This is a genomic window from Aquimarina muelleri DSM 19832 (assembly GCF_000430665.1).
GTDB lineage: Bacteria > Bacteroidota > Bacteroidia > Flavobacteriales > Flavobacteriaceae > Aquimarina > Aquimarina muelleri.
In genome coordinates this window covers 48,660-71,475 of record NZ_AUML01000004.1, presented here as the reverse complement: position 1 = coordinate 71,475, position 22,816 = coordinate 48,660, and the positions used below count along the sequence as shown (strand labels likewise).

Annotated in this window: 16 protein-coding genes; 12 read left to right on the top strand and 4 right to left on the bottom strand. The window is 31.9% G+C overall.

Translation table 11 applies throughout. The features are described 5' to 3' along the window. The first annotated feature begins 8 nt into the window (after positions 1-8). Positions 9-662 carry a polysaccharide deacetylase family protein gene (locus tag H527_RS0103620; protein WP_035087321.1) on the top strand — a complete coding sequence of 218 codons (654 nt, stop codon included), beginning with the start codon at positions 9-11 and terminating at the stop codon, positions 660-662. Here the strand turns inward: H527_RS0103620 and H527_RS0103615 are convergent. Together H527_RS0103615 and H527_RS0103610 are read right to left on the bottom strand one after the other, a co-directional pair. Then, positions 659-955, bottom strand: coding sequence for a thioredoxin family protein (locus H527_RS0103615; protein ID WP_027411441.1), 297 nt, complete (start codon positions 953-955; stop codon positions 659-661). The two genes, H527_RS0103620 and H527_RS0103615, sit on opposite strands and share 4 nt — an antisense overlap. Positions 956-1,031: 76 nt before the next feature. After that, positions 1,032-2,270, bottom strand: coding sequence for a metallophosphoesterase (locus tag H527_RS0103610; protein ID WP_035087319.1), 1,239 nt, complete (start codon positions 2,268-2,270; stop codon positions 1,032-1,034). 400 nt (positions 2,271-2,670) lie between these two features. Between H527_RS0103610 and polA the strand changes: the two genes are divergently transcribed. Continuing rightward, complete coding sequence (gene polA, locus H527_RS0103605) at positions 2,671-5,493, top strand: DNA polymerase I (RefSeq protein ID WP_027411439.1); 2,823 nt, start codon at positions 2,671-2,673, stop codon at positions 5,491-5,493. 449 nt (positions 5,494-5,942) lie between these two features. Then, positions 5,943-6,623, top strand: a complete 681-nt coding sequence (locus H527_RS0103600; RefSeq protein ID WP_155837799.1) for a hypothetical protein — start codon at positions 5,943-5,945, stop codon at positions 6,621-6,623. 65 nt (positions 6,624-6,688) lie between these two features. Here H527_RS0103600 and H527_RS0103595 read toward each other — a convergent pair whose 3' ends face one another. Beyond that, the gene (locus tag H527_RS0103595) at positions 6,689-7,879 is read right to left on the bottom strand and encodes a serine hydrolase domain-containing protein (RefSeq protein ID WP_027411437.1); all 1,191 of its coding nucleotides are present in this window, start codon (positions 7,877-7,879) and stop codon (positions 6,689-6,691) included. Between the two features lie 69 nt (positions 7,880-7,948). Then, positions 7,949-10,666 (bottom strand): DUF5916 domain-containing protein, encoded by a 2,718-nt coding sequence (locus tag H527_RS0103590; protein WP_027411436.1) that lies wholly within the window; start codon positions 10,664-10,666, stop codon positions 7,949-7,951. Positions 10,667-10,950: 284 nt separating this feature from the next. Here H527_RS0103590 and rplM point away from each other — a divergent pair, with 284 nt between their 5' ends. The 9 genes from rplM (at position 10,951) to asnS (ending at position 22,810) form a co-directional block, all read left to right on the top strand. Then, entirely contained in the window at positions 10,951-11,406 is a 456-nt protein-coding gene (rplM, locus tag H527_RS0103585) for a 50S ribosomal protein L13 (RefSeq protein WP_027411435.1), read from the top strand. Continuing rightward, positions 11,406-11,828 carry a 30S ribosomal protein S9 gene (rpsI, locus tag H527_RS0103580; RefSeq protein ID WP_027411434.1) on the top strand — a complete coding sequence of 141 codons (423 nt, stop codon included), beginning with the start codon at positions 11,406-11,408 and terminating at the stop codon, positions 11,826-11,828. The genes rplM and rpsI overlap by 1 nt, the downstream gene beginning before the upstream one ends. A 132-nt stretch (positions 11,829-11,960) precedes the next feature. Further along, complete coding sequence (gene rpsB, locus H527_RS0103575; protein WP_027411433.1) at positions 11,961-12,758, top strand: 30S ribosomal protein S2; 798 nt, start codon at positions 11,961-11,963, stop codon at positions 12,756-12,758. A 175-nt stretch (positions 12,759-12,933) separates the two neighbouring features. Then, complete coding sequence (gene tsf / locus H527_RS0103570) at positions 12,934-13,899, top strand: translation elongation factor Ts (RefSeq protein ID WP_027411432.1); 966 nt, start codon at positions 12,934-12,936, stop codon at positions 13,897-13,899. A gap of 455 nt (positions 13,900-14,354) precedes the next feature. After that, entirely contained in the window at positions 14,355-15,062 is a 708-nt protein-coding gene (gene pyrH, locus H527_RS0103565; protein WP_027411431.1) for a UMP kinase, read from the top strand. 46 nt (positions 15,063-15,108) lie between these two features. Beyond that, positions 15,109-15,672, top strand: a complete 564-nt coding sequence (frr, locus tag H527_RS0103560; protein WP_027411430.1) for a ribosome recycling factor — start codon at positions 15,109-15,111, stop codon at positions 15,670-15,672. Between the two features lie 91 nt (positions 15,673-15,763). Further along, the gene (locus tag H527_RS0103555; RefSeq protein WP_027411429.1) at positions 15,764-18,205 is read left to right on the top strand and encodes a DUF5686 family protein; all 2,442 of its coding nucleotides are present in this window, start codon (positions 15,764-15,766) and stop codon (positions 18,203-18,205) included. An 85-nt stretch (positions 18,206-18,290) separates the two neighbouring features. Then, positions 18,291-20,696 carry an efflux RND transporter permease subunit gene (locus H527_RS0103550; RefSeq protein ID WP_027411428.1) on the top strand — a complete coding sequence of 802 codons (2,406 nt, stop codon included), beginning with the start codon at positions 18,291-18,293 and terminating at the stop codon, positions 20,694-20,696. A gap of 671 nt (positions 20,697-21,367) precedes the next feature. After that, positions 21,368-22,810, top strand: coding sequence for an asparagine--tRNA ligase (gene asnS, locus H527_RS0103545; protein WP_027411427.1), 1,443 nt, complete (start codon positions 21,368-21,370; stop codon positions 22,808-22,810). Positions 22,811-22,816: the final 6 nt, after the last annotated feature.

The window sequence follows — 22,816 nt, the reverse complement described above, 5'->3', positions numbered from 1 at the left end:
ACCATTATATGATATCCACAACCCCCATAAAAACTCCAAGGATAATCAAAAAGCTTTTCCCAAAATATATTTGGGATTTATATGATATAGGTGACAACAAAATCTATTTAACTTTTGATGATGGTCCCGTACCTCATATTACAGAGTTTGTTTTAGATCAATTAGATCAATATAATGCAAAAGCAACTTTTTTTTGCATCGGGGATAACATCCAAAAACATCCAGATATTTTTAATCAAATTCTATCTGCTGGTCATACCATTGGCAATCATACAATGAATCACTTAAAAGCATGGAAGAATACTCATGATAGATACATACAAAATGTAATAGATTGCGAAAATATAACCAAAGAATACTCTAACATAAGATCTACGCAAAGACTATTCAGGCCTCCTTATGGCCAAATAAGCCTCTCTAAATTCAAAACCTTAGAAAATACGGGATACAAAATTATACTTTGGGATGTACTATCCATGGATTGGGAAAAAACAATTTTACCTGAAGAATGTTTGCAAAATGTAATCAAAAACACAAAAAAAGGTAGTATCGTAGTCTTTCATGATAGTGTAAAAGCTTCAAAAAACCTTATCCAAACACTTCCTTTAGTGTTGGAACATTTTACTAAAAAAGGGTTTGTTTTTGACTCTATTCAATTTTAAACATACTCTTTCATAATACCAATTAGAGTATTTGCATCTTGCTCACCACTTTGCCTCCAAACCATTTCTCCCTCCTTGTAAATCATCAAAGTAGGCAATCCTTTTATTCGTAACGCAGTGGCCAACTCTTCATTCTTATCTATATCTATCTTTATAACTTTTCCTTTATCCCCAAGAGCAGCAGCTACATCTTTCAAAACAGGGTGCATTGCTAAAGAAGGCTCGTTCCATTCTGTAAAAAAATCTAATAAAACAGGAACTTTAATACTTATTAAATCTCCAAACTTTGACATTTTTAAACTTTTTTATGTTTAATTTTTTTTATTTTCAACCATTATATACAGTTGTAAATATAACATTTTCTATGAATTAAGAAGGCTTAACTTCTTTTCTCAATTCAATTACCGTAATCTCTGGCCATATCCCTACCCTACCTGGAAAAGCATGAAACCCAAAACCTCGATTTACATTAAGATATCGTCCCATTTCATTATACATCCCCGCCCATTGTTTATATACATATTGTACCGGACTCCACCTTACAACTCCAGGTATCTCTATACCAAACTGAAAACCATGTGTATGACCACTTAAAGTAAGATGGTAATAATCTGAATCCTTCTTAACCTCATATTCCCAATGTGAAGGATCATGGCTTAACAAAATTTTAAAATCTTCATTACTTACTTTTTCTGATGCCTTTTTTAAGTCTCCAGCTTTTTTAAAATTATGCCCCCAATTTTCTACCCCTATAATTGCAATACGTTCTCCTTGTTTTTCGATAAAAACACTCTCATTAAGTAACAGATTAAAATCAATTTTAGTATGAATATCTTTTATTGCGTCAAAATTTGCATCTTTTTCCTGTTGACTATTCCAAGTAACATATTCTCCATAATCATGGTTACCTAAAACCGAGTACTTACCAAACTCAGGAGTTTTAATTCGTTTAAAAGTATCTATCCAATCATTCATTTCATCCGCTACAGTATTCACAATATCCCCAGTAAACAAAATAAGGTCTGTTTCTTGTTCATTAATTAAATCAACAGCATATTCTATCTTTGCTGCATCATCAAAACTACCAGAATGAATATCCGAAATTTGTGCTATACGAAGTCCATCAAAAGCTATTGGAAGATCTTTAAAATACAATACATGTTTTATTACTTTAAAATTGTATTTTCCTTTAAAAATACCATGTAATAATCCTGCAAAAGGTATTGCTGCAATACCTAATGCTAATTGACTAATAAACTTTCTTCGATCTGGCATGTATTGAGTATCCTTACCTCCAAAAAAAGTAGTAGTCAAATAATTATATCCTCCCACGAAAACCCTAATAACATCTTCTCCGAACAAAAACAAAACTAAGACTAGTTTTGGCACTAAGGCAAGTAACAACACCGCAGTAGCTCTTAAGCTATATTTAGTAGGTCCAACACTGCGATCATAGTTAGCAAAAACATATATCACATACCCTAAAATAAATAAAGAAACTGCCAGACACCCTATTTGCACCCATTGGTTTTTAGTTATAGTTTTTATAGCTTGATAAGCATAAAATTCAATAAGAATATATAGAATTACTAAGAGTATCCAACGCATGATTTGCCTTTAAAGTCATTGATGAACAAAACTATCCCTCTTTTTGACTTATAAGCTATTTTTTAAGTAAAAATTAACGATAAATAAAATTTAACACCCTTAAACCGTTAGAATCGTCATTTTATTAAAGATAAATCTTAATAATTTCTTTTAGAACTAAGAATTTTATTTGTAACTTCGTTCCATAGTTTTGTTTTAAGGCTATACCTTAATTATAATAATCTTATACCGTATACAAAAAATTACTATCGTATTTATAGCAGTTGATACATTGTTATCAATTTTATTTTGGGGCGAAATGCCGTCAGTTTTGACGGCATTTCTTTTGTTTTTATTAGTCTTTTAAATCATTTTGATCAATCTTCTTTTTATATTGCATCTCTAAAAAAATTGAACTCACATGTCACAAAAACGCCTTTTCCTTCTGGATGCTTTCGCTCTTATTTTTAGAGGATACTATGCCTTAATTAAAAACCCAAGAATTAATTCTAAAGGCGAAGACACTTCTGCCGTATTAGGTTTTGTTAACTCTTTATTTGATGTTATAAAAAGAGAAAAGCCAGATCATCTAGCAGTTGCTTTTGACAAACAAGGAAGCAAAGATCGTTTAGATATTTTTCCTGAATATAAAGCTAATCGAGACGAGACTCCTGAGGCTATTAAGATTGCCGTCCCTATTATTCAAGAAATATTAAAAGCAATGCATATTCCTATTATAGAACGTGCTGGTGTAGAGGCAGATGATTTAATTGGAACTATTGCTAAACAAGCTGAAAAAGAAGGCTATAAAACCTACATGGTAACCCCTGACAAAGATTATGCGCAATTAGTATCTGAGAATATTTTTATGTATCGCCCTGCCAGAATGGGTAATGGTATTGAGATATGGGGAATCCCAGAAGTACAAAAAAGATTTGAAGTAGAACACCCTAATCAAGTTATTGATTACTTAGGCATGATGGGTGATGCTGTAGACAACATCCCAGGATTACCTGGAGTTGGTGATAAAACTGCTAAAAAGTTTATCGCAGAATTTGGATCCATGGAAGGCTTATTAGCTAATACAAATAAGCTAAAAGGCAAAATGAAAGAAAAAGTAGAAGCTAATGCAGAATTAGGACTACTGTCCAAAAAATTAGCAACCATTATCATAGATTGTGATGTTACTTTTAATGCAGATGACTACCAGCTTTCTGAACCCGATTCTAAAAAAGTACAAGAACTATTTGAAGAATTAGAATTTAGAAGGCTTAAAGATCAGTTTATAAAGATTTTTTCTGGAGAAGATCCTTCCTCTAAAGAAGTAAATAACACCACAGCAAAAAAGCAAACAAAAGAAGCTGGCGCAGGTCAGTTTTCTTTATTTGGTGGAGATCAAGAACCTACAGAAATAGCTTCATTCTCTAATAGAAAAACAATTTCTGATACAGAACATTTTTACCAAAGTATTACTCCAGGAATGGCTTTAAAACTATTCCTTCAAAACATCTTAAAACAAGAAAACGTTTGCTTTGATACAGAAACTACTGGTCTTGACCCACTTGTAGCTGAACTTGTAGGAATCGCTTTTTCTTGGGAAACCGGGAAAGGCTTCTATATTCCTTTTCCCGAAAATCGAGAAGAAGCACAAGAGTTAATCGAACAATTACGTCCTTTTTTTGAAGCAGATCATATTACCAAAATTGGTCAAAATCTAAAATACGATATCAAAGTATTGGCTAAATACAATATTGAAGTTAAAGGAAATTTATTCGACACTATGCTTGCTCATTATCTTATTAACCCTGATATGAGACATAACATGGATGTACTTGCAGAAACATACCTTAATTACGCTCCTGTTTCTATCACAGAGTTAATTGGAAAAAAAGGGAAAAATCAATTGTCTTTTAGACAAGTACCTCTTGATCAACAAACCGAATACGCAGTAGAAGATGCAGACATTACCCTTCAACTAAAAGAACATTTTGCTCCAGAGCTTAAAGAAGCTAAAACAGCAACCTTATTCGAGGACATTGAAGTTCCTTTACTAAGGGTTTTAGCAGATATGGAAATCGAAGGCATTAATCTTGATGAAGCATTCTTACAATCTCTTTCTGGAGAACTAGAAAACGATATCAAACAATTAGAAAATAAAATTTACACCGAAGCAGAAGAAGAATTCAACATAGCTTCTCCAAAACAATTAGGAGTTATTTTGTTTGAAAAATTAAAATTGGTAGACAAACCTAAAAAAACAAAAACAGGGCAATATTCTACTGCGGAAGATGTATTATCTTATTTAGCAAAAGATCACGAAATTATTCAGAATATATTAGACTTTCGTGGTTTAGCTAAATTAAAAAGCACTTATGTAGACGCATTGCCTACGCAAGTAAATAAAAACACAGGTCGAGTACATACAGATTACATGCAAATAGTAGCAGCCACTGGACGACTAAGCTCTAATAATCCTAATTTACAAAACATTCCTATTCGCACAGAAAGAGGAAGGCAAATTAGGAAAGCATTTATCCCTAGAAACGAAGAATACACATTACTTGCAGCAGATTATTCGCAAATAGAACTAAGAATCATCGCTGCATTAAGTAAAGAAGAAACTATGATTGAAGCTTTTAAAAACAACGAAGACATCCACTCTTCTACTGCTGCAAAAGTTTTCAATATCCCTCTAGAAGAGGTTACCAGAGAACAACGTAGCAATGCCAAAACGGTGAATTTCGGGATTATTTATGGCGTCTCTGCTTTTGGATTAAGCAATCAAACTAGTCTTTCTCGAAGTGAAGCTAAAGACTTAATAGACACCTACTATAAAACCTACCCCAAACTACGTAATTATATAAGTGAACAGGTAGATTTTGCAAGAGATAACGGATATGTACAAACAGTTCTAGGAAGAAGACGATATCTTAAAGATATAAATTCTGCCAATGCAATAGTACGTGGTGCCGCAGAACGAAATGCGGTAAACGCTCCGATACAAGGAAGTGCTGCAGATATTATCAAAATCGCAATGATAAATATCCATAAAAAATTAAAACAAGGAAACTACAAAACAAAAATGCTCTTACAAGTACATGATGAATTGGTTTTTGACGTTTACAAACCTGAATTAGATACTATTAAAACACTAATTAAAACCGAAATGGAAAATGCTTATAAACTCGAAGTTCCACTAGATGTAGATCTGGGAACAGGGAAAAATTGGCTCGAAGCACATTAAATAAATTTAGACATAACCATAAAATATTTTTTATGGTATTCCAAAAGACCTTATACATTTTAGCGTATAAGGTCTTTTTATTTTACAGAACTTAACATCCACACACTTCCTCTTCATTATACCATTTTAACTTTGAAATCGTGCGTATAGAAATTGAATTTACTCTTTAAGTATTTAAGTCAAAAACCTAAGTATATCTGTAGTTACGATTATATTTTTTAACGCAGAATAGATGAAGAAAAAATAATTTATTAATGCTATTTCAAAGCTAAAATAGCATTAATAAATATGTGAATTTTAAAAACGTGTTCTTTTAAATTTTTAGTTTTCCTTAAAAAAAATACAGAGTGTCGGAAAATGAAACTTTTGTGCTGTAATATTGTAGTCCTGAAACAAAAAAAACAACATTCAGTACAATTAAAAAATCAATATTATTAAAAATGAAAAAAATGAAAAATTACTTTAAAATTATCTTAGTATGCATTTTAGCAGTATTCTTTTATAACTGTGACGGAGAAGATGGAGCAGATGGTTTAACTGGCGAAAATGGGATTAACGGAACAAACGGAAATGATGGCATAAATGGGGAAAATGGCGTAGGATTTGATGAATTAGTAAAATATGGAAGCATCAAACTTACTTTAACTGGAACAAGACCTGATAATGTATCTTTTACAGACTCCTCTGAATTTAAGTTCACCCCTATTGAAGGAAATAATCTCAATTATACTAATTCTGTATTTAAGACCTCTTCAAGCATATCTTTTCAATTACTTAGATTTCTAAGCGCACCAGATGATATTTTTCAAGAAACTACAACAGGTATCAATTTTGTAGTTAACAACCCTGGTGAAGATACGCAAAGCATAGATTTCTCTATATCAATTACTAATTATGCAATTATCGTAGATGATAATAAATATTTTGTAGTGAACAATTATTTTAATGGTAATGGATCCGGAATTACCAATTTTAATATCACAGATTATAATTTTAATGAAGAAACAAATAACTTAACATTTTCGTTCTCTTTTAATGTAGACAGATTAAATAACTCTACAGGAAATGACCTTACAGCTTCTGGGGAGGTAGATGTTAAGGTATTAGAAAGAATACAGGCAACGCGTTAAACTCTGTTATCACAAATAATTAAATATAATTACTAAACCTATGACATATAGCTTAGTAATTATATTTAATTAATAGTATCCAAATAAAAATCATAGTAATTTAAAAAAGTTGGAATCACAGGACCGTTAAACGAGTTAGGAGCATTAAACAATATACAAATCCCTATTCCATTTTCAGGATCTACTAACAACTGTGTTTTATACTGATTTACATTACCTCCATGATAAACAACCCTACGGTTTCTATAATCCAAAATACGCCATCCCATAGCATAATAAGAATCTGTTACTCCATCCCAAAGATTTACGTATGTATCTTTATCGCTGGTACAAATAATAGGATTAAAAATATCAGCAAGACTTTCTTTAGAAATAATATCAGGTCGATATCCTAATAATACTTTTAAATACTCTCCCATATCAGAGATAGAAGCATTAATTCCTCCTGCTGCAGCTACATTATAATAATTTTTATGAAGTCTATCTAATCTATATTTTTTTGAATAGTGATTATAAGAGTGTGGCAAAGCAACATTTCTATTATTTTTTATTTCGGCAAAAGTACTAGATGCATTATACATACCTGCTTTATCAAAAAGTCTCTCTTTAAGGAGGGTTTCAAAAGATTTTTTAGTGTTCTTCTCCATTATTTTTTCTATAACCGAGAACATTGCATTTTGATACTCATAATCTACCCCTTCTTTTTCTACTACTCCTTTGTTTTTAAAACTACTTATAATACGATCTATAGAAAAACCACTCTGTATAAGCTTAGTATAGGTATACGGATATAATCCAGTCGTATGAGACAGTAAATGATTTACTCGAAGACGATCTGCCTGACCCTTATCTTTTAAATCAAAGGTACTTACCGATTCTTTGATTCTTTGATCCCATTCTAGTTCGTTATGATCTACCAGATTACCCGCTAAAACTGCTGTAACCCCCTTAGATAAACTAGCTATTCTAAAAACAGTATTTACATCTACAGAATCTTGTGTACGAATTTCTTTTACCCCAAAACCTTTTTTATAAACAACAGTAGAATCTTTAACAATTACAATAGCGGCTCCAGGACATTCTGAAACATTAAAGTTAGTAGTAAAAAACTTTTCATAATGCTCCAAAAAGAAAGACAAAGAATCTTTTTTTGATACTTTTGGTCTTTCTTTTACCTTACTTAGATTTTCTTTGGGTTTTGATGTATTACAAGATGCAAAAAAAACAACAACCAATACTAGATAAAAATATTTCATACAATAACAATCTATATTGTTGCAAAATACATTTAAAATAGTATTTCTTAAAAGCTTTTAAAACAAACTTTATAACACAAATCGATAAGTAGCTTTAATCAAAAAGGTATTTTCTGGTTGTTGACCCAAAACTTGATTATCTAAACTTCTAAACAGATGATTTGATGGGTTTCCATCGCCAGTGATCCCTTGTGACCAAACTAAAAACATTTCAGAACCTGGTATATACTCCCAACGTAATACCAGATTAGATCTAAATTGAACAAATGAAAAATCAGGATTATCAAATGTGTAATCTACAGTCCCGTTTTTATCCTCATCGACCGAATATGTATCATCTGCAAAGGATATCTGATTTTGATCATATAAAGTTACCCTGTCTCTAAGATCACTCGCAGTGGCGTTATTTACATAATTAAAATTTGTATACCTTCCTCGTGATACAAAAGGTTGCCCGTAATACTGTATAGTAAGATCTGGGTTAATACTATAATTTAATCGTATACTTGCACTTAAGGTTTGCTGATCTATTTCAGCTGTTATATATCTTGTTGTGTTATTAAAATTTTGCTCCGTGACATATTGTGTTTTATTCGGGTTCTCTTCGAATTCTGGATTTAAAGACATACTAAATGCATTAAATGGCTGATAATTTAATCTAAGCACATACCTTCTGTAAGAAAAATTATTTTGTTGTGTAAACGAATTTACATGCCCCATAGTAAAGTTAAATTTCTTTCTCTTATCAGAACCAAAAAACAATACAGCTATATTTTCTTGAGAAAATCGATAGCGAGGTCCTCCTCGCAAAATTGTATTTGTAAAAATACGAGGCTTATGTATCATCTCTATTTCTGTCCACCAATTATTTACATAATTAATATCTCCTTCTAAAGAATACTGTATACGATTATAATTACCTTCAAAATCAAATGCTGCCGATTGATTAAACCCTGTTGCCGCTCTTCGGTAGAATTTTGTAGGTTTTAAAAACAAGTAATTAATTTCAGTAAACTGCCTAACATCATCCGCTTGCCTTAAAAATCCAATATCATTAAGTTCTAACTCTGGGGATCGCCAAAAAACCCCTCCTTCGTATCTCCAGTTACCTCCTCCAGATTTTCCTGTAACAAGTTTACCGCCAGTTCCTGTTAACGAAGTTCTGTTAGGGTCTACTCCTACATGATTCGCATCTATACGCTGAAAAAGATGCGTAAGACTTTGTTGCGTATGCTTAATAGCTTCTTTAGAACCTTCTACATGGCTTGCCACAATATTACCCTCAACAAAATACTTTCTGTCTTTCCAATTATGCCTAAAATCTATGCCTCCAGTATAAGCAGATTTATGAAGCATATTAAGATTATTTTCTCTTAAACCAACTAATTCTGAAGTCTCATCAGTACCTGTATTATTATAATCTATATTCAATACATCCCCTAAATCCCTGTGTGTTGCAGTAAAAATACCACCAATAAAAGAGTTCCGCTTATTAAAATCTTTTTGTACTCTACCTACAACATAATTAGTTAGAGGTTCTACAATAGCTTCTCTTTTATACCCCTCATTATCTTTTACCTTTGCGACCTCCCTAGAAGTAACACTTTCCAAAACACCAATGGACCACCCATCTTTAGTCTTGCCACTAAATTTTGCAGCGCCCAGAATAGTCGTATTACTAGGAGTATCTATGTATTCATCATTTACAGAACTCGAATCATTGATTGGATTTTCACCAACAGAACCCTGTGGAGATCTACCTATCCTTCTGGAATAAAATAAATTATCAAATCCATTAGCAAACTGGTAATCAAAAATATTTTTGTTTTCCACAAAAAATGGTCGTTGTTCTCTAAAAAAAACCTGAAACCCATCTAAAGCAATTGCAGCTGGATCCGCTTCTACTTGCCCAAAATCAGGGTTAACTGTTAAATCTAAAGTAAGATCATTAGTTATTCCTATTTTCGCATCTAATCCTCCATTAAGCTCAAAATCATTACCATCTCTAAAAGGGTTTCCTTCTTCAGCTGGGTAAGTATCTAACTGGGTAACGGCAAATGGTTGAATCTCTAATTGTTTTTGAGCTTCTAGGTTAATCAAACCATGTAACTCTCCAAATTCACTTACAAAACCCGACACATCTCTAGGTATACGTTGCCAAACAGATCGTTCATCTTTACGAAATAACATTCTATTTACCTGAAGTCCCCACACCTGCTCTTCACTTTTACCAAATTTCAATTGGCTTAATGGTATTTTTATCTCCGCAGTCCAACCCTCACTATCCATAGCACTTGCCGCATACCAAATAGGATTCCAACTACTATCCCAATTATTACCATTTTGAGAAACAAATTCATCTCCTTTTACTCCCGCCGCTGTTATAGTAAAAGAAAAAGCTGTTCTCTTATCATGATATGTATCTAAAACAAGAGTAATACGATCTCCAGCAAAGCCATCTCTTCGAGAGAGTCTTTTTTCAATCTTATCGGGCTCATCATCAAAACACTTATATGCCACGTACAAAAATTTCTGATCATACATTATTTTGAAATTAGTCTTTTGACTTGGAGGTGTATTCTCATCAGGTTGACTCTCTATAAAATTCCCAGCCCATTCTACAGTTTTCCAACCTAAATCATCTAGCACTCCATCTATTTTTAAAACTTGAGCTTTTTTCAGTGGTTTGGTTCTATATATTCTTTTTTCAACAGCATTAGTTGAATCTTGCGCAACGTTAACAATAGGCAATAGAAAAAGTACCAAAAAAAAGGTGTGATTTTTCATGCGGATTAAATATTTAATCATTGATATGTCTAAATATGATAGAAATTATTTTTCTTTATTGCTCTTTATACTGTTTTTTAGTAAAAAATTAACAGTAAAACCATAATATTATCTTTTACTATAAACTGAATAAACATATATCACTTTAAAACACTTAAAAGCCAACACATCATACTTTTAAAATAATATGAATCACCTATTTGCTATCTAAATATATAATTGTACATTTGCACCCCTATTTTATGATAGGAAAGGAATGTTTAATTAAGTAAAAAATAATTAGTGTGGACACATTAAGTTACAAAACAGTATCTGCTAACAAAGCTACCGTTACAAAAGAATGGCTGCATGTAGATGCTGAAGGACAGACTTTAGGACGTCTTTCTTCTGTAGTTGCAATACTACTAAGAGGAAAACACAAACCTAGCTTTACCCCACACGTTGATTGCGGTGATAATGTTATCATTACCAACGCTGACAAAATCAACTTAACAGGAAAAAAGTGGACAGAGAAATCTTACATCCGTCACACTGGATATCCTGGAGGGCAAAGAAGTCTTACTGCTCAGGAATTGTTTGACAAAAATCCAGAGCGTTTAATCGAAAAAGCGGTAAAAGGAATGCTACCTAAGAACAAATTAGGAGCAGTTTTATTCCGTAATCTAAAGGTACATGCAGGAGCAGAACACAATCAAGATGCTCAGCAACCTAAAACTGTTAACTTAAAAGAATTTAAGTAATGGAAGTTATTCACAAAATTGGCCGTAGAAAAACGGCTGTAGCTAGAGTTTATCTTAAGGATGGATCTGGAAAAATCACTGTTAACAAAAAAGATTTTGTTGACTATTTCCCTACTGCTACTTTACAGTACAAAGTAAACCAACCCTTGGTTTTAACAGGAAATGATGGTAAATTCGACATCTTAGTAAATGTTTATGGTGGAGGTGTTACAGGACAAGCTGAAGCAATACGCTTAGCTATCTCAAGAGCAATGTGCACTTTAGACAGTGAAGATACTGAAGAATCAGAAGACGGAAGAGCTACAGGAAACAGAGGTATCCTTAAACCAGAAGGTTTATTGACAAGAGATCCTAGAATGGTAGAGCGTAAGAAATTCGGACAGAAGAAAGCTCGTAAGAAATTCCAGTTCTCTAAACGTTAATTTATTAAAACAGTATTTGTTGTTACCTCAATTTTTTGAGGGGTTAGTTTAGCATCTAAATGCACAAGGTCTTACATTTAGTAACCACTTGAGCATTGCTATAAATCCAACAGAACGTAAACTATTACAAAAATGGCAAACAATATCGAAGTAAAAGAATTACTTGATGCAGGTGTACACTTTGGTCACCTAACAAGAAGATGGGATCCAAACATGGCTCCTTACATCTATATGGAGCGTAATGGTATTCACATCATTAATCTATATAAAACTGCTGCAAAAATTGATGAAGCTGGCGAAGCTTTAAAAAAAATAGCTGCATCAGGCAGAAAAATCCTTTTTGTCGCTACAAAAAAACAAGCTAAAGAAATTGTCGCAGAAAAAGCAGCAAAAGCAAACCAACCATATATTACTGAAAGATGGCCTGGTGGAATGCTAACAAACTTTGTTACTATTCGTAAAGCTGTTAAAAAAATGGCTGCTATTGATAGAATGAAGAAAGATGGCACTTTTAATACGTTATCTAAAAAAGAACGTTTACAAGTAGATCGTTTAAGAGCTAAATTAGAAAAGAATTTAGGTTCTATTTCTGACATGACTCGTCTACCTGGAGCATTATTTGTTGTAGATATTACTCGCGAACATATCGCAGTAAAAGAAGCTCAGAAATTAAACATTCCTATTTTTGCAATGGTAGATACAAACTCTGACCCTCGTCAGGTACAGTATGTTATCCCTGCAAATGATGATGCTTCAAAATCTATAGACAAAGTAATGACATATGTTAGTGATGCTGTTATAGAAGGTCTAAACGAAAGAAAAGCCGTAAAAGACACTCCTAAAAAAGATGCTCCTAAAAAAGAAGCAGCTGTAAAAGCTAAAACTGAGGAAGCACCAAAAGTGGTTGATGCTACAAACGAAGAAGAATAAATAGATTGACTATCCACAATCTTTTAAAATCCAAAGCTAAGCGTTGAATCTTTTAAAGCAAAGCTTAACTTTAATATAAAATTGGCGAGTCGTTTGGTTTTTTACTTTTGTAGTACTAACTAAACGACTTGTTTTTTATACAAACAATACATTTACACATTTAATATTTAAAAATATGGCAAATATTACAGCAGCCGAAGTAAGTAAATTGCGTCAAGCTACAGGTGCCGGAATGATGGACTGTAAAAAAGCACTTGTTGAAGCCGAAGGAGATTTTGACAAAGCTATCAAAATCCTTAGAGAAAAAGGGCAGAAAATCGCAGATAAAAGAGCCGACAGAGAATCATCTGAAGGTGCAGTTATTGCAAAAGTTAATGATACTAAAAACAAAGGGGTTATTGTTTCTCTTAATTGCGAAACTGATTTCGTTGGAAAAAATGAATCTTTCGTTTCTTTGGCTAACGAATTAGCAGAAATAGCACTTAACACCTCTTCAAAAGAAGAATTGTTAGCTACCGATTTTAACGGCATGACCGTTAAAGATAAACTTATCGAACAAACTGGTGTTATTGGGGAGAAAATAGAAATTGGAGATTTTAAAATATTAGAAGCTCCTTTTGTTGGATCTTATATACATGGAAATAAAATCGCAGCTTTAACTGGATTATCTTCAAATATCAATAATGCAGAAACACTTGCTAAAGACATTTCTATGCAAGTAGCTTCTATGGGAGCAACTACTCTTTCTTTCAAAGATTTTGATCCAGAATTTGTTGCATCAGAAACACAAGCAAGAATTGCTGCTATTGAAAAAGAAAATATCGAACTTGGACGATTAGGAAAAACATTAAAAAATGTACCCCAATTTATCTCAAGAGCTCAATTAACCGATGAGATAATTACCAAAGCTGAAGAAAACTTAAAAGCTGAATTAAAAGCTGAAGGTAAACCAGAACAGATCTGGGATAAAATTCTTCCAGGAAAATTAGAAAGATTTATTTCAGACAATACAACTCTTGACCAAGAACAATGTCTTCTTGACCAAAATTTCATCAAAGACGATAAAAAAAGTGTTGAAGAATACGTTAAATCACTTGGAGATGTATCTGTAGTTGCTTTTGAAAGAGTTTCTTTAGGATAAATTCAAATCATATATTTTTTCAGATATTTCTAAAAAATTTAAAAACCGCTTCTTTTAAAAGAAGCGGTTTTTTTTCATCATTTTCAAAATACTTTTATCCTGTTTCTGTTACGTTTATAAGTACCTAATTTCTTAAAGCACTTACCCCCAAAATAAAGATTGACCCCCCAATCAACCTATATAACATACAGACTATTTAAGTTTATATGTTTAAAACGTAAAAAAACATTCTCAAAATATTTTTTATCCCCCAACATATTTTTTTGTTTTCCTTGGAACAAACCTATAACATAATTAAACATTAACCAATACCAATAGCAGGGGAAAACCACCCTTTTTTAAAAATCTCACAAAATTTGATCTTTATTATTTTAACACAAAAAACCACCTTTATAATACAAACTATTTTCTAAATTAAGAATATCGCTATATTTGCACCACAGTTAAATCTCACAATGAAATATAAAAGAATATTACTTAAATTATCTGGCGAGGCTCTAATGGGAGATCGCCAATATGGAATTGACCCTAAAAGGCTAGCAGAGTATGCCTATGAAATTAAACAAATTACAGAAAAAGGTGTACAAGTTGCCATTGTAATTGGAGGAGGTAATATTTTCAGGGGTGTTGCAGGGGCCAGCAAAGGAATGGACAGAGTACAAGCGGATCATATGGGAATGTTAGCCACCGTTATTAACGGACTAGCTTTGCAAAGCGCACTTGAAGACGCTAAAATACCTACTCGATTACAATCTGCTGTAAAAATCAATGAAGTTGCAGAACCATTTATTCGCAGAAGAGCAATACGTCACTTAGAAAAAGGAAGAGTAGTGATTTTTGGAGGAGGAACAGGAAATCCATATTTTACTACCGATTCCGCTGCAGTACTTAGAGCAATAGAGATTCATGCCGATGTTATTTTAAAAGGAACAAGGGTAGACGGGATTTATACTTCAGACCCCGAAAAAAATGCAGATGCAACCAAATTTGATTTTATAACATTTGATGATGTTTTGCGTAAAGGTTTAAAAGTAATGGATACCACAGCCTTTACATTAAGTCAAGAAAATGAATTACCAATAATCGTCTTTGACATGAATAAAGCGGGTAATCTGCTAAAAGTAGTTTCTGGCGAATCCATTGGCACCCAGGTAAACCTTTAATCATATTGGCTTATTTTTTGATCAATCAGAAGAAAAGAACTAAAAAATGAACGAAGAAATAGATTTTATAATAGACTCTGCTAAAGAGGCAATGCAAGATGCAATCACTCATTTAGAAAAAAAATTACTTAACATTAGAGCAGGAAAAGCATCTCCTGCAATGTTAGGAGGTGTAATGGTTGAATACTACGGATCCCCTACTCCATTAAACCAAGTAGGAAATGTGAGCACGCCAGATGCTAGAACCATAACTATCCAACCTTTTGAAAAATCTTTGATCCAAGCAATCGAAAAAGGTATACTATTGGCCAATCTAGGCTTTAACCCTATGAATAATGGAGATAGTGTAATTATAAGCGTTCCTCCTCTTACAGAAGAACGTCGTAAAGACCTTGTAAAACAAGCTAAATCGGAAGCTGAAGATTCAAAAATTGGCGTACGTAACGACCGTAAAAATGCCAATAGTGAAATTAAAAAACTAGAAAAAGAAGGACTATCCGAAGATTTGGCAAAAGTAGCAGAAACAAATATTCAAGAATTAACAGATATGTACATCAAAAAAATTGATGACACACTTAGTAAAAAAGAAAAAGAAATCATGACAGTCTAATCTTTCTTACATTGTTTTAATTATAATAGAAGCGTTTTCTAAACGGAAACGCTTTTTTTGTATATTCGTTTTTTTGAATCTATTTAGCATAATGCAAAAAAAACTCTTTTGTTTATTATTTTTCACACACTTTGTCTTAATTTCTCAGGTTAGTATTAATGGTGTCATTATAGATCAAAACTCTAAAAAACCTCTATCATTTGCTACAGTAAAAACTAATGACTCCTCTTACGCCCTTACTTCGGTAAAAGGAGAGTTTACAATACGGTGTAACACCTATCCTGTAAGATTAACTATAAGCTATTTAGGTTATCAAAAAAAAACTATTATAATTACCAAAAAAAAACCTGAAAAGCTTTCGATTGAGCTTGTTGCTCAAGAAGAAAACCTAGGTGCTGTAAAACTAAAAAGCTCTCAAAATACTGCCGCAAAAATTATTGATAAAGCAATTCGTAACAAAAAACAAAACAATCCAGATAAATCATTATCCTCTTATAGTTATAAAAGTTATAATAAATTAAAAATAACAGAAGATCATCAAGCTCATTTAAAAACCAATGATACTTCAAATGTAGATATGGAGCATTTATTCAATAAAGCCCATTCTTTTTTATCTGAAAAAATAAGCTTACACCAATTTAAAAAAAATATTGGGCAAAAAGAAACAGTCTTAGCCACTAAGATGAGTGGATTTAAAAAGCCAATTTACAACATACTAGGCATTAAAATACAATCCAATTCTCTATACGATGAAGATTACACCATTTTCAACAATAAATATATAGCACCATTATCTAAAAGAGCTCTTAAAAATTATCATTATAAAGTTCTGGATACTACACAAGGTAATACTCCTGCTTTTGTTATTCTTTTTCAACCACGAAAATCTAAAAATTTTGCAAGTCTAGAAGGAGTATTATATTTGGATATAAAAACATTAGCAATTCAAAAAGCAATTATAGAATTACGAGGAGAGCTTAATGTAATGGCAATACATAATTTTAAATATTTAACTGAAAAAGAAAGTTGGTTTCCAACCCGACAAGAGATTACAATAAGACCTGGTAATGGAAGACAAAAAATAAGTCTTTTTGGAGGGCAAATTTCTGTAGGAAGAATAGGAAATAATAATAAAAACAACCCTAAGAACAATGATTTTTTAATTTCTACTACCGATTTGTTTGATATTCAATTAAATGAAAACAAAAGCTTAAATCTAAGTCAAGCGACAATAAAAGTTGACCCCTTAGCAAACAACAGATCAGAATCTTATTGGAATAAGTACCGTACAAATGCCATTACTGAAAAAGATTTAAATTCATTTCCAATTGTCGATAGTATAGTAAAAGCTCAAAATATAGAACGAAGAATTGATGTAATTCAAAGTTTCAACACAGGGTATTACCCTGTTGGTTTCTTTAATTTTGATCTTACATACCCCGTAAAATTTAATAACTATGAAGGTTTGCGGGTAGGATTAGGTGGCAAAACAAATACAAAATTTTCTAATAGATTTAGGCTAGAAGGGTATCTTGTTTATGGTTTTAGAGACTCCAAATTTAAACATGGCGTTGGTGGGGGCATCTTATTAAATAAAAATTCAGATTCATGGTTAAACATAAATTATAAAGACGATGTTAAAGAAGTAGGTAGTTTTCTATATCTTACAGACCGAAGAGTATATTCCTTATTTGAGCCTCGTCTAGTAAATATTGATTTTTATTACAAACACAAAACATGGAGTACTAGCCTACAACAACAAATATTTCCAAAATTAATGTCTGAAACTCAATTTTCTATAAGCGATATTGATCAGACTGGAGGGTATAGATATATAAATAACAATACGTCTTTTTCTTCATACAAAACATCCGAAGTTACTATTGCTTTAAGATGGAATCCATTCAGTGAATTTCTAAAAACCCCAAATCAATTTAAAGAAATTCATGAAGGATACCCAAAAATAACAGCGCAATACACACAAGGTTTTAAAGGTATATTTGACAGTGATTTTGAGTATCGAAAAATAGGATTAAAAGCAGAATATATCATTAATCGTATTAATCAATCTCAAACAAGTTTTTTGTTAGAAGCAGATTATGCAAGTGGTGATATCCCTCTTACTCATTTGTATCACACTTACCCCAATGCCCCTACAAAAGAAACTGCATTAAGAAGATTTTCTGTAGCAGGAAGAAGAACTTTTGAAACTATGTATTTTGGTGAATTTTTTAGTGATAAATTAGCCACATTACAGGTTAAACATAGAATAAAACCAATACATATTACGAATTGGTTAAAACCAGAGCTTGTTTTTATAAGTCGTTACGCTATTGGAGAAGTTAGTGATACCGAAAAACATCAAGAAGTTAACTTCTCTTCTTTACAACAAGGATATCAAGAATCTGGATTAGAGATTAATAAATTATTTGCTGGTTTTGGACTAAGCTTTGCTTATCGTTACGGAGCATACCACCTTCCTGAATTTGAGGATAATATTTCTTTTAAATTCACCTTTTATTTAAAACTTTAATTTTCAAAAGCAACATCCAATTTTCTTTACCAAATTAGATAAATTATACCTCTTCAATCCTTACATTTGCACAAGAAAGTAAAGAATGGCAAAATTATTCAGTTTCGGGTTTTGGAATGCACTGGCTGGAATTATACTCCGTAATAGAGCAGTAATATTTCTAATAATAATAGGAATAACAATTTTTTTAGGTTTTCAGTGGAAAAACATGAGGTTTTCCTATACGGAAGCTAACTTACTCCCAGATGATCACGAGGTAAATATACAATACCAAAAGTTTCTTGAAAAATTTGGAGAGGAAGGTAACTTGATAGTAATGGCTGTTAAAGACAGTACCCTATTTACTCCTGAAAAATTAAAAGCATGGAATGATTTCAACACTTCTTTTAAAGCATATAAAGAAATTGATCTAGTAGTATCTATTGCTGATCTAAAAACTTTAAAAAAAGAAGATAATCCTTCTAGATTTGAATTAGTGCCTTTTATTAAAGATAGTAGTTATACTAAAAAGCAAGTTGCTAAATATAAAAATGAATTATTTAATAAACTACCTTTTTATGAAGGTTTAGTATATAGCAAAAAATCTCAAACAGTACAAAGTGCTCTTTATTTAAAGAAAGATATTGTAAACACTCCTTTAAGAAAAAAATTCATTAAAGAAATCCTTCAACCCGCTGTAATTGATTTCGAAAAAAAACATGATCTAGACATCAAAGTATCTGGCATGCCATATATCAGAACCTTGAACTCTCAAAATATAATGGATGAAATTCAAGTTTTCATTCTTGCAGCTTTACTAGTTACATCTTTAATTTTCTTTTTCTTTTTTAGATCATTTAGAGCAACTTTTATCTCCATGACTGCAGTTATCATTGGAGTAATGTGGGCTTTTGGATTTTTAGGTCTTTTAGAATACGAAATCACAGTGCTAACCGCAATTATACCACCATTAGTAATTGTTATAGGTATCCCAAATTGTATTTTTCTGATCAATAAATATCAGCATGAAATTAAAAAACATGGGAATAAAGCAAAATCTTTACAACGAGTAATCACAAAGGTAGGTAATGCAACATTAATGACAAATGTTACCACTGCTGCTGGTTTTGCAACTTTTGCTTTAACAGAAAGTAAATTACTACGAGAATTTGGTATCGTAGCCTCACTAAACATAATTGCTCTATTTATACTTTGTTTATTAGTCATAACTATAATCTATAGTTATATGCCTCAACCTAAAGAAAGGCATTTAAAACATTTGGGTAAAGGATGGATAGAAAAATTAATGGATTGGATGGAAAATATGGTGAAAACAAGAAGAGTAACCATATACTTTTCATCTATTATTATATTAATTGTTAGTATTATTGGTATCTATACTATAAAAGTTTCTGGAAGCTTATTAGAAGATATGCCCAAATCTGCCGGTTTCTACAAGGATATAGAGTTTTTTGAAAATGAATTTGATGGCATTATGCCATTAGAGATATTAATAGACACTAAGCGAAAACAAGGGGTATTGAAGCTACCTACACTAAAACGAATGGAAAAACTTCAAGAGCTTCTAGAAGATACTCCAGAGCTTTCTAAGCCAATTTCTATCGTTAATCTTGTCAAATATTCCAAACAAGCTTTCTATAATGGAAACCCAAAATATTATCAAATACCAACTAGCCAAGAAAGAAACTTTATCTTGCCGTATGCAAATAGTTTTGAGTCTGAAGCAGGAGTAATGAAAAGTTATGTAGACTCTACTGGGCAATATGCCCGTATAACTACATTTATGAAAGATGTAGGCACCGAAGAAATGGAGCGTATAGAATCTACACTTGCTCCCCAAATTGAAAAAATATTCCCAAAAGACCGATATGACGTATCCTTTACTGGCAAAGCTCTTATTTTTCAAAAAGGAACTAAATATTTGGTCTGGAATCTAACCTTTTCATTAGGTCTTGCGGTACTATTAATAGCTATATTTATGGCCTGGATGTTTCGATCCTGGAAAATGATAGTTATATCTTTAATTCCAAATTTATTACCATTACTAATGACCGCTGGTTTAATGGGATATCTGGGTGTACCTATTAAACCTTCTACTATATTGGTTTTTAGTATTGCATTTGGCATTTCTGTAGATGACACTATACATTTCCTTGCAAAATACAGACAGGAATTAAAAGCAAATCATTGGAGGATTAGAAAATCTGTTCTTGCAGCTTTAAGAGAAACAGGAGTTAGTATGTTTTACACTTCAACTGTCTTGTTTTTTGGTTTTTCTGTATTTATGATATCTAGTTTCGGAGGGACTAAAGCTTTAGGAGGACTAGTATCCACAACTCTATTATTTGCTATGCTATCTAACCTATTACTACTTCCTTCTTTATTACTATCGCTAGAGAGAAGCATAGCAAACAAAAAGACTCTTAAAGAACCTACACTAAAAATTATCCCTAACGACGAAGAGTTAGATGAACCTAGTAAAAAAGACTAGTTATACTCCAAAACAAAACAAATCTTATAAAAAAAGCCCCGTTAGAAACTAACGGGACTTGTGTAAGATAGATTACCCCAAAACCTATCGAACTAAACTTAACGTAAACACAATCGTCATAATTGCATACGCAAGATAACACCCCTTTATATATTTTAAAATACCCCGTGGGGGGGAAAAATCCCCTTTTTTTAGAAACAAGGTGTATTTTAACATTATTCAAGAAGTTAATACTCAAAAAAAACAACTTAAAGAGCTGAAAAACAAATGTTTAATTTAAAAAATAATTATTTAAATTATTTTTATTTTTATACAAAAACCTTAAAAAATGAATGGTTTTTAGCTTAAAATGATATTAAACAGTATATTTTTATAGAATTGAAATTAAAAAAAGCGCCAGATTTTAATCATAAAGTATAATCCTTCTTTTTTGAATTCATAAGATTATGCTACAATCGGATTAAAAAATTATCTTTGCTACCTTAAAAATCATTATATATTTTAGTTTATCTATTATAAACTACCGAGAGGTATCGAAAAAATGATTTTAAAAAAAAATATTTAGAAAAACAGATTATATAATTAATAAATGTACATATCAACAAATTCTAACATCTAATTGTTGGGTTGTTATATGAAATCACATTTAATCTTAAAAAAAGTTAAAACTGATGAAACATACTAAAGTAATAGAGGTACTACAAAGTGATAAGCTATTACAACCTGTAATTATTAAAGGCTGGGTTCGTTCTTTTAGAAATGATCGTTTTATTGCGATTAACGATGGATCGACTATAAATAACATCCAGTGTGTTTTAGAAGATAACACCATTGACAAAACCACACAAGACAGAATAAATATTGGGGCTGCAGTAGTAATAAAAGGGACTCTTACTGAAAGTCAAGGGCAGGGACAACGTGTAGAAATACAAGTAACCAATGTTGAAATTGAAGGAGATGCAGACCCAGAAGAACTAAAACTTACTATTTTATCTCCAAAAAGACACTCTTTAGAAAAATTAAGAGAACAATCACATTTAAGAGTACGAACTAATACTTTTGGTGCAATAATGAGAGTTCGCTCAAAACTATCCTTTGCTATACATGAATACTTTCAAAAAAATGATTTTTATTACGTACACACTCCTATAATTACAAAAAGTGATGCAGAGGGAGCTGGTGAAGCTTTTAAGGTAACCAACCTAGATCTTAATAATATTTCTAAAGATAAAAATGGTGAGGTCGATTATAAAGGCGATTTTTTTGGTGGTGAGACAAACTTAACTGTTTCTGGTCAATTAGAAGCAGAAACGTACGCTATGGGACTGGGACAGGTATATACTTTTGGCCCTACTTTTAGAGCTGAAAACTCAAATACTTCTCGCCATTTAGCAGAATTTTGGATGGTAGAACCAGAAGTAGCTTTTTGTGACTTAGATGGCAATATGGATCTGGCAGAAGATTTTATAAAATATGTAATTAAATTTGTTTTAGAAAATTGTCAGGATGACTTAGAGTTTTTAGAAAATCGTCTAACTCAAGAGGATAAACAAAAGCCGCAAGAGGAAAGAGCTGAGATGTTATTACGAGATAAGTTAAATTTTATATTAGACAATAATTTTAAACGAGTAAGTTATACAGAGGCGATTGAAATTCTAAAAAACTCTAAACCTAATAAGAAGAAGAAATTTAAGTTTCCTATCGATTCATGGGGTGCAGATTTGCAGAGTGAACATGAAAGATTTCTTGTTGAAAAGCATTTTAAATGTCCTGTGATCTTATTTGATTATCCTGCAAATATAAAGTCATTCTATATGCGTCTAAACGAAGACGGAAAGACGGTAAGAGCTATGGATATTTTATTTCCAGGAATAGGAGAGATTGTTGGTGGTTCTCAAAGAGAGGAACGTCTGGATGTTTTAAAAGAAAAAATGGCAGCTCTTAACATCCCTGAAGAAGAATTATGGTGGTATCTGGATACTCGTCGTTTTGGAACCTGTACCCATAGTGGTTTTGGTCTAGGATTTGAACGTTTAGTACTTTTTGTTACTGGTATGGGCAACATTCGCGATGTTATTCCTTACCCAAGAACACCTCTTAATGCAGAGTTTTAAGATAGA

What these genes read in the sequence shown, in the direction of transcription:
- H527_RS0103620 (WP_035087321.1), top strand. Translation starts at nt 9, where the DNA reads ATGATATCCACAACCCCCATAAAAACTCCAAGGATAATCAAAAAGCTT.
- H527_RS0103550 (WP_027411428.1), top strand. Translation starts at nt 18,291, where the DNA reads ATGGCAAAATTATTCAGTTTCGGGTTTTGGAATGCACTGGCTGGAATT.
- H527_RS0103595 (WP_027411437.1), bottom strand. Translation starts at nt 7,879, where the DNA reads ATGAAATATTTTTATCTAGTATTGGTTGTTGTTTTTTTTGCATCTTGT.
- tsf (WP_027411432.1), top strand. Translation starts at nt 12,934, where the DNA reads ATGGCAAATATTACAGCAGCCGAAGTAAGTAAATTGCGTCAAGCTACA.
- H527_RS0103590 (WP_027411436.1), bottom strand. Translation starts at nt 10,666, where the DNA reads ATGAAAAATCACACCTTTTTTTTGGTACTTTTTCTATTGCCTATTGTT.
- pyrH (WP_027411431.1), top strand. Translation starts at nt 14,355, where the DNA reads ATGAAATATAAAAGAATATTACTTAAATTATCTGGCGAGGCTCTAATG.
- H527_RS0103615 (WP_027411441.1), bottom strand. Translation starts at nt 955, where the DNA reads ATGTCAAAGTTTGGAGATTTAATAAGTATTAAAGTTCCTGTTTTATTA.
- rpsB (WP_027411433.1), top strand. Translation starts at nt 11,961, where the DNA reads ATGGCAAACAATATCGAAGTAAAAGAATTACTTGATGCAGGTGTACAC.
- polA (WP_027411439.1), top strand. Translation starts at nt 2,671, where the DNA reads ATGTCACAAAAACGCCTTTTCCTTCTGGATGCTTTCGCTCTTATTTTT.
- asnS (WP_027411427.1), top strand. Translation starts at nt 21,368, where the DNA reads ATGAAACATACTAAAGTAATAGAGGTACTACAAAGTGATAAGCTATTA.
- H527_RS0103600 (WP_155837799.1), top strand. Translation starts at nt 5,943, where the DNA reads ATGAAAAATTACTTTAAAATTATCTTAGTATGCATTTTAGCAGTATTC.
- H527_RS0103555 (WP_027411429.1), top strand. Translation starts at nt 15,764, where the DNA reads ATGCAAAAAAAACTCTTTTGTTTATTATTTTTCACACACTTTGTCTTA.
- H527_RS0103610 (WP_035087319.1), bottom strand. Translation starts at nt 2,270, where the DNA reads ATGCGTTGGATACTCTTAGTAATTCTATATATTCTTATTGAATTTTAT.
- frr (WP_027411430.1), top strand. Translation starts at nt 15,109, where the DNA reads ATGAACGAAGAAATAGATTTTATAATAGACTCTGCTAAAGAGGCAATG.
- rpsI (WP_027411434.1), top strand. Translation starts at nt 11,406, where the DNA reads ATGGAAGTTATTCACAAAATTGGCCGTAGAAAAACGGCTGTAGCTAGA.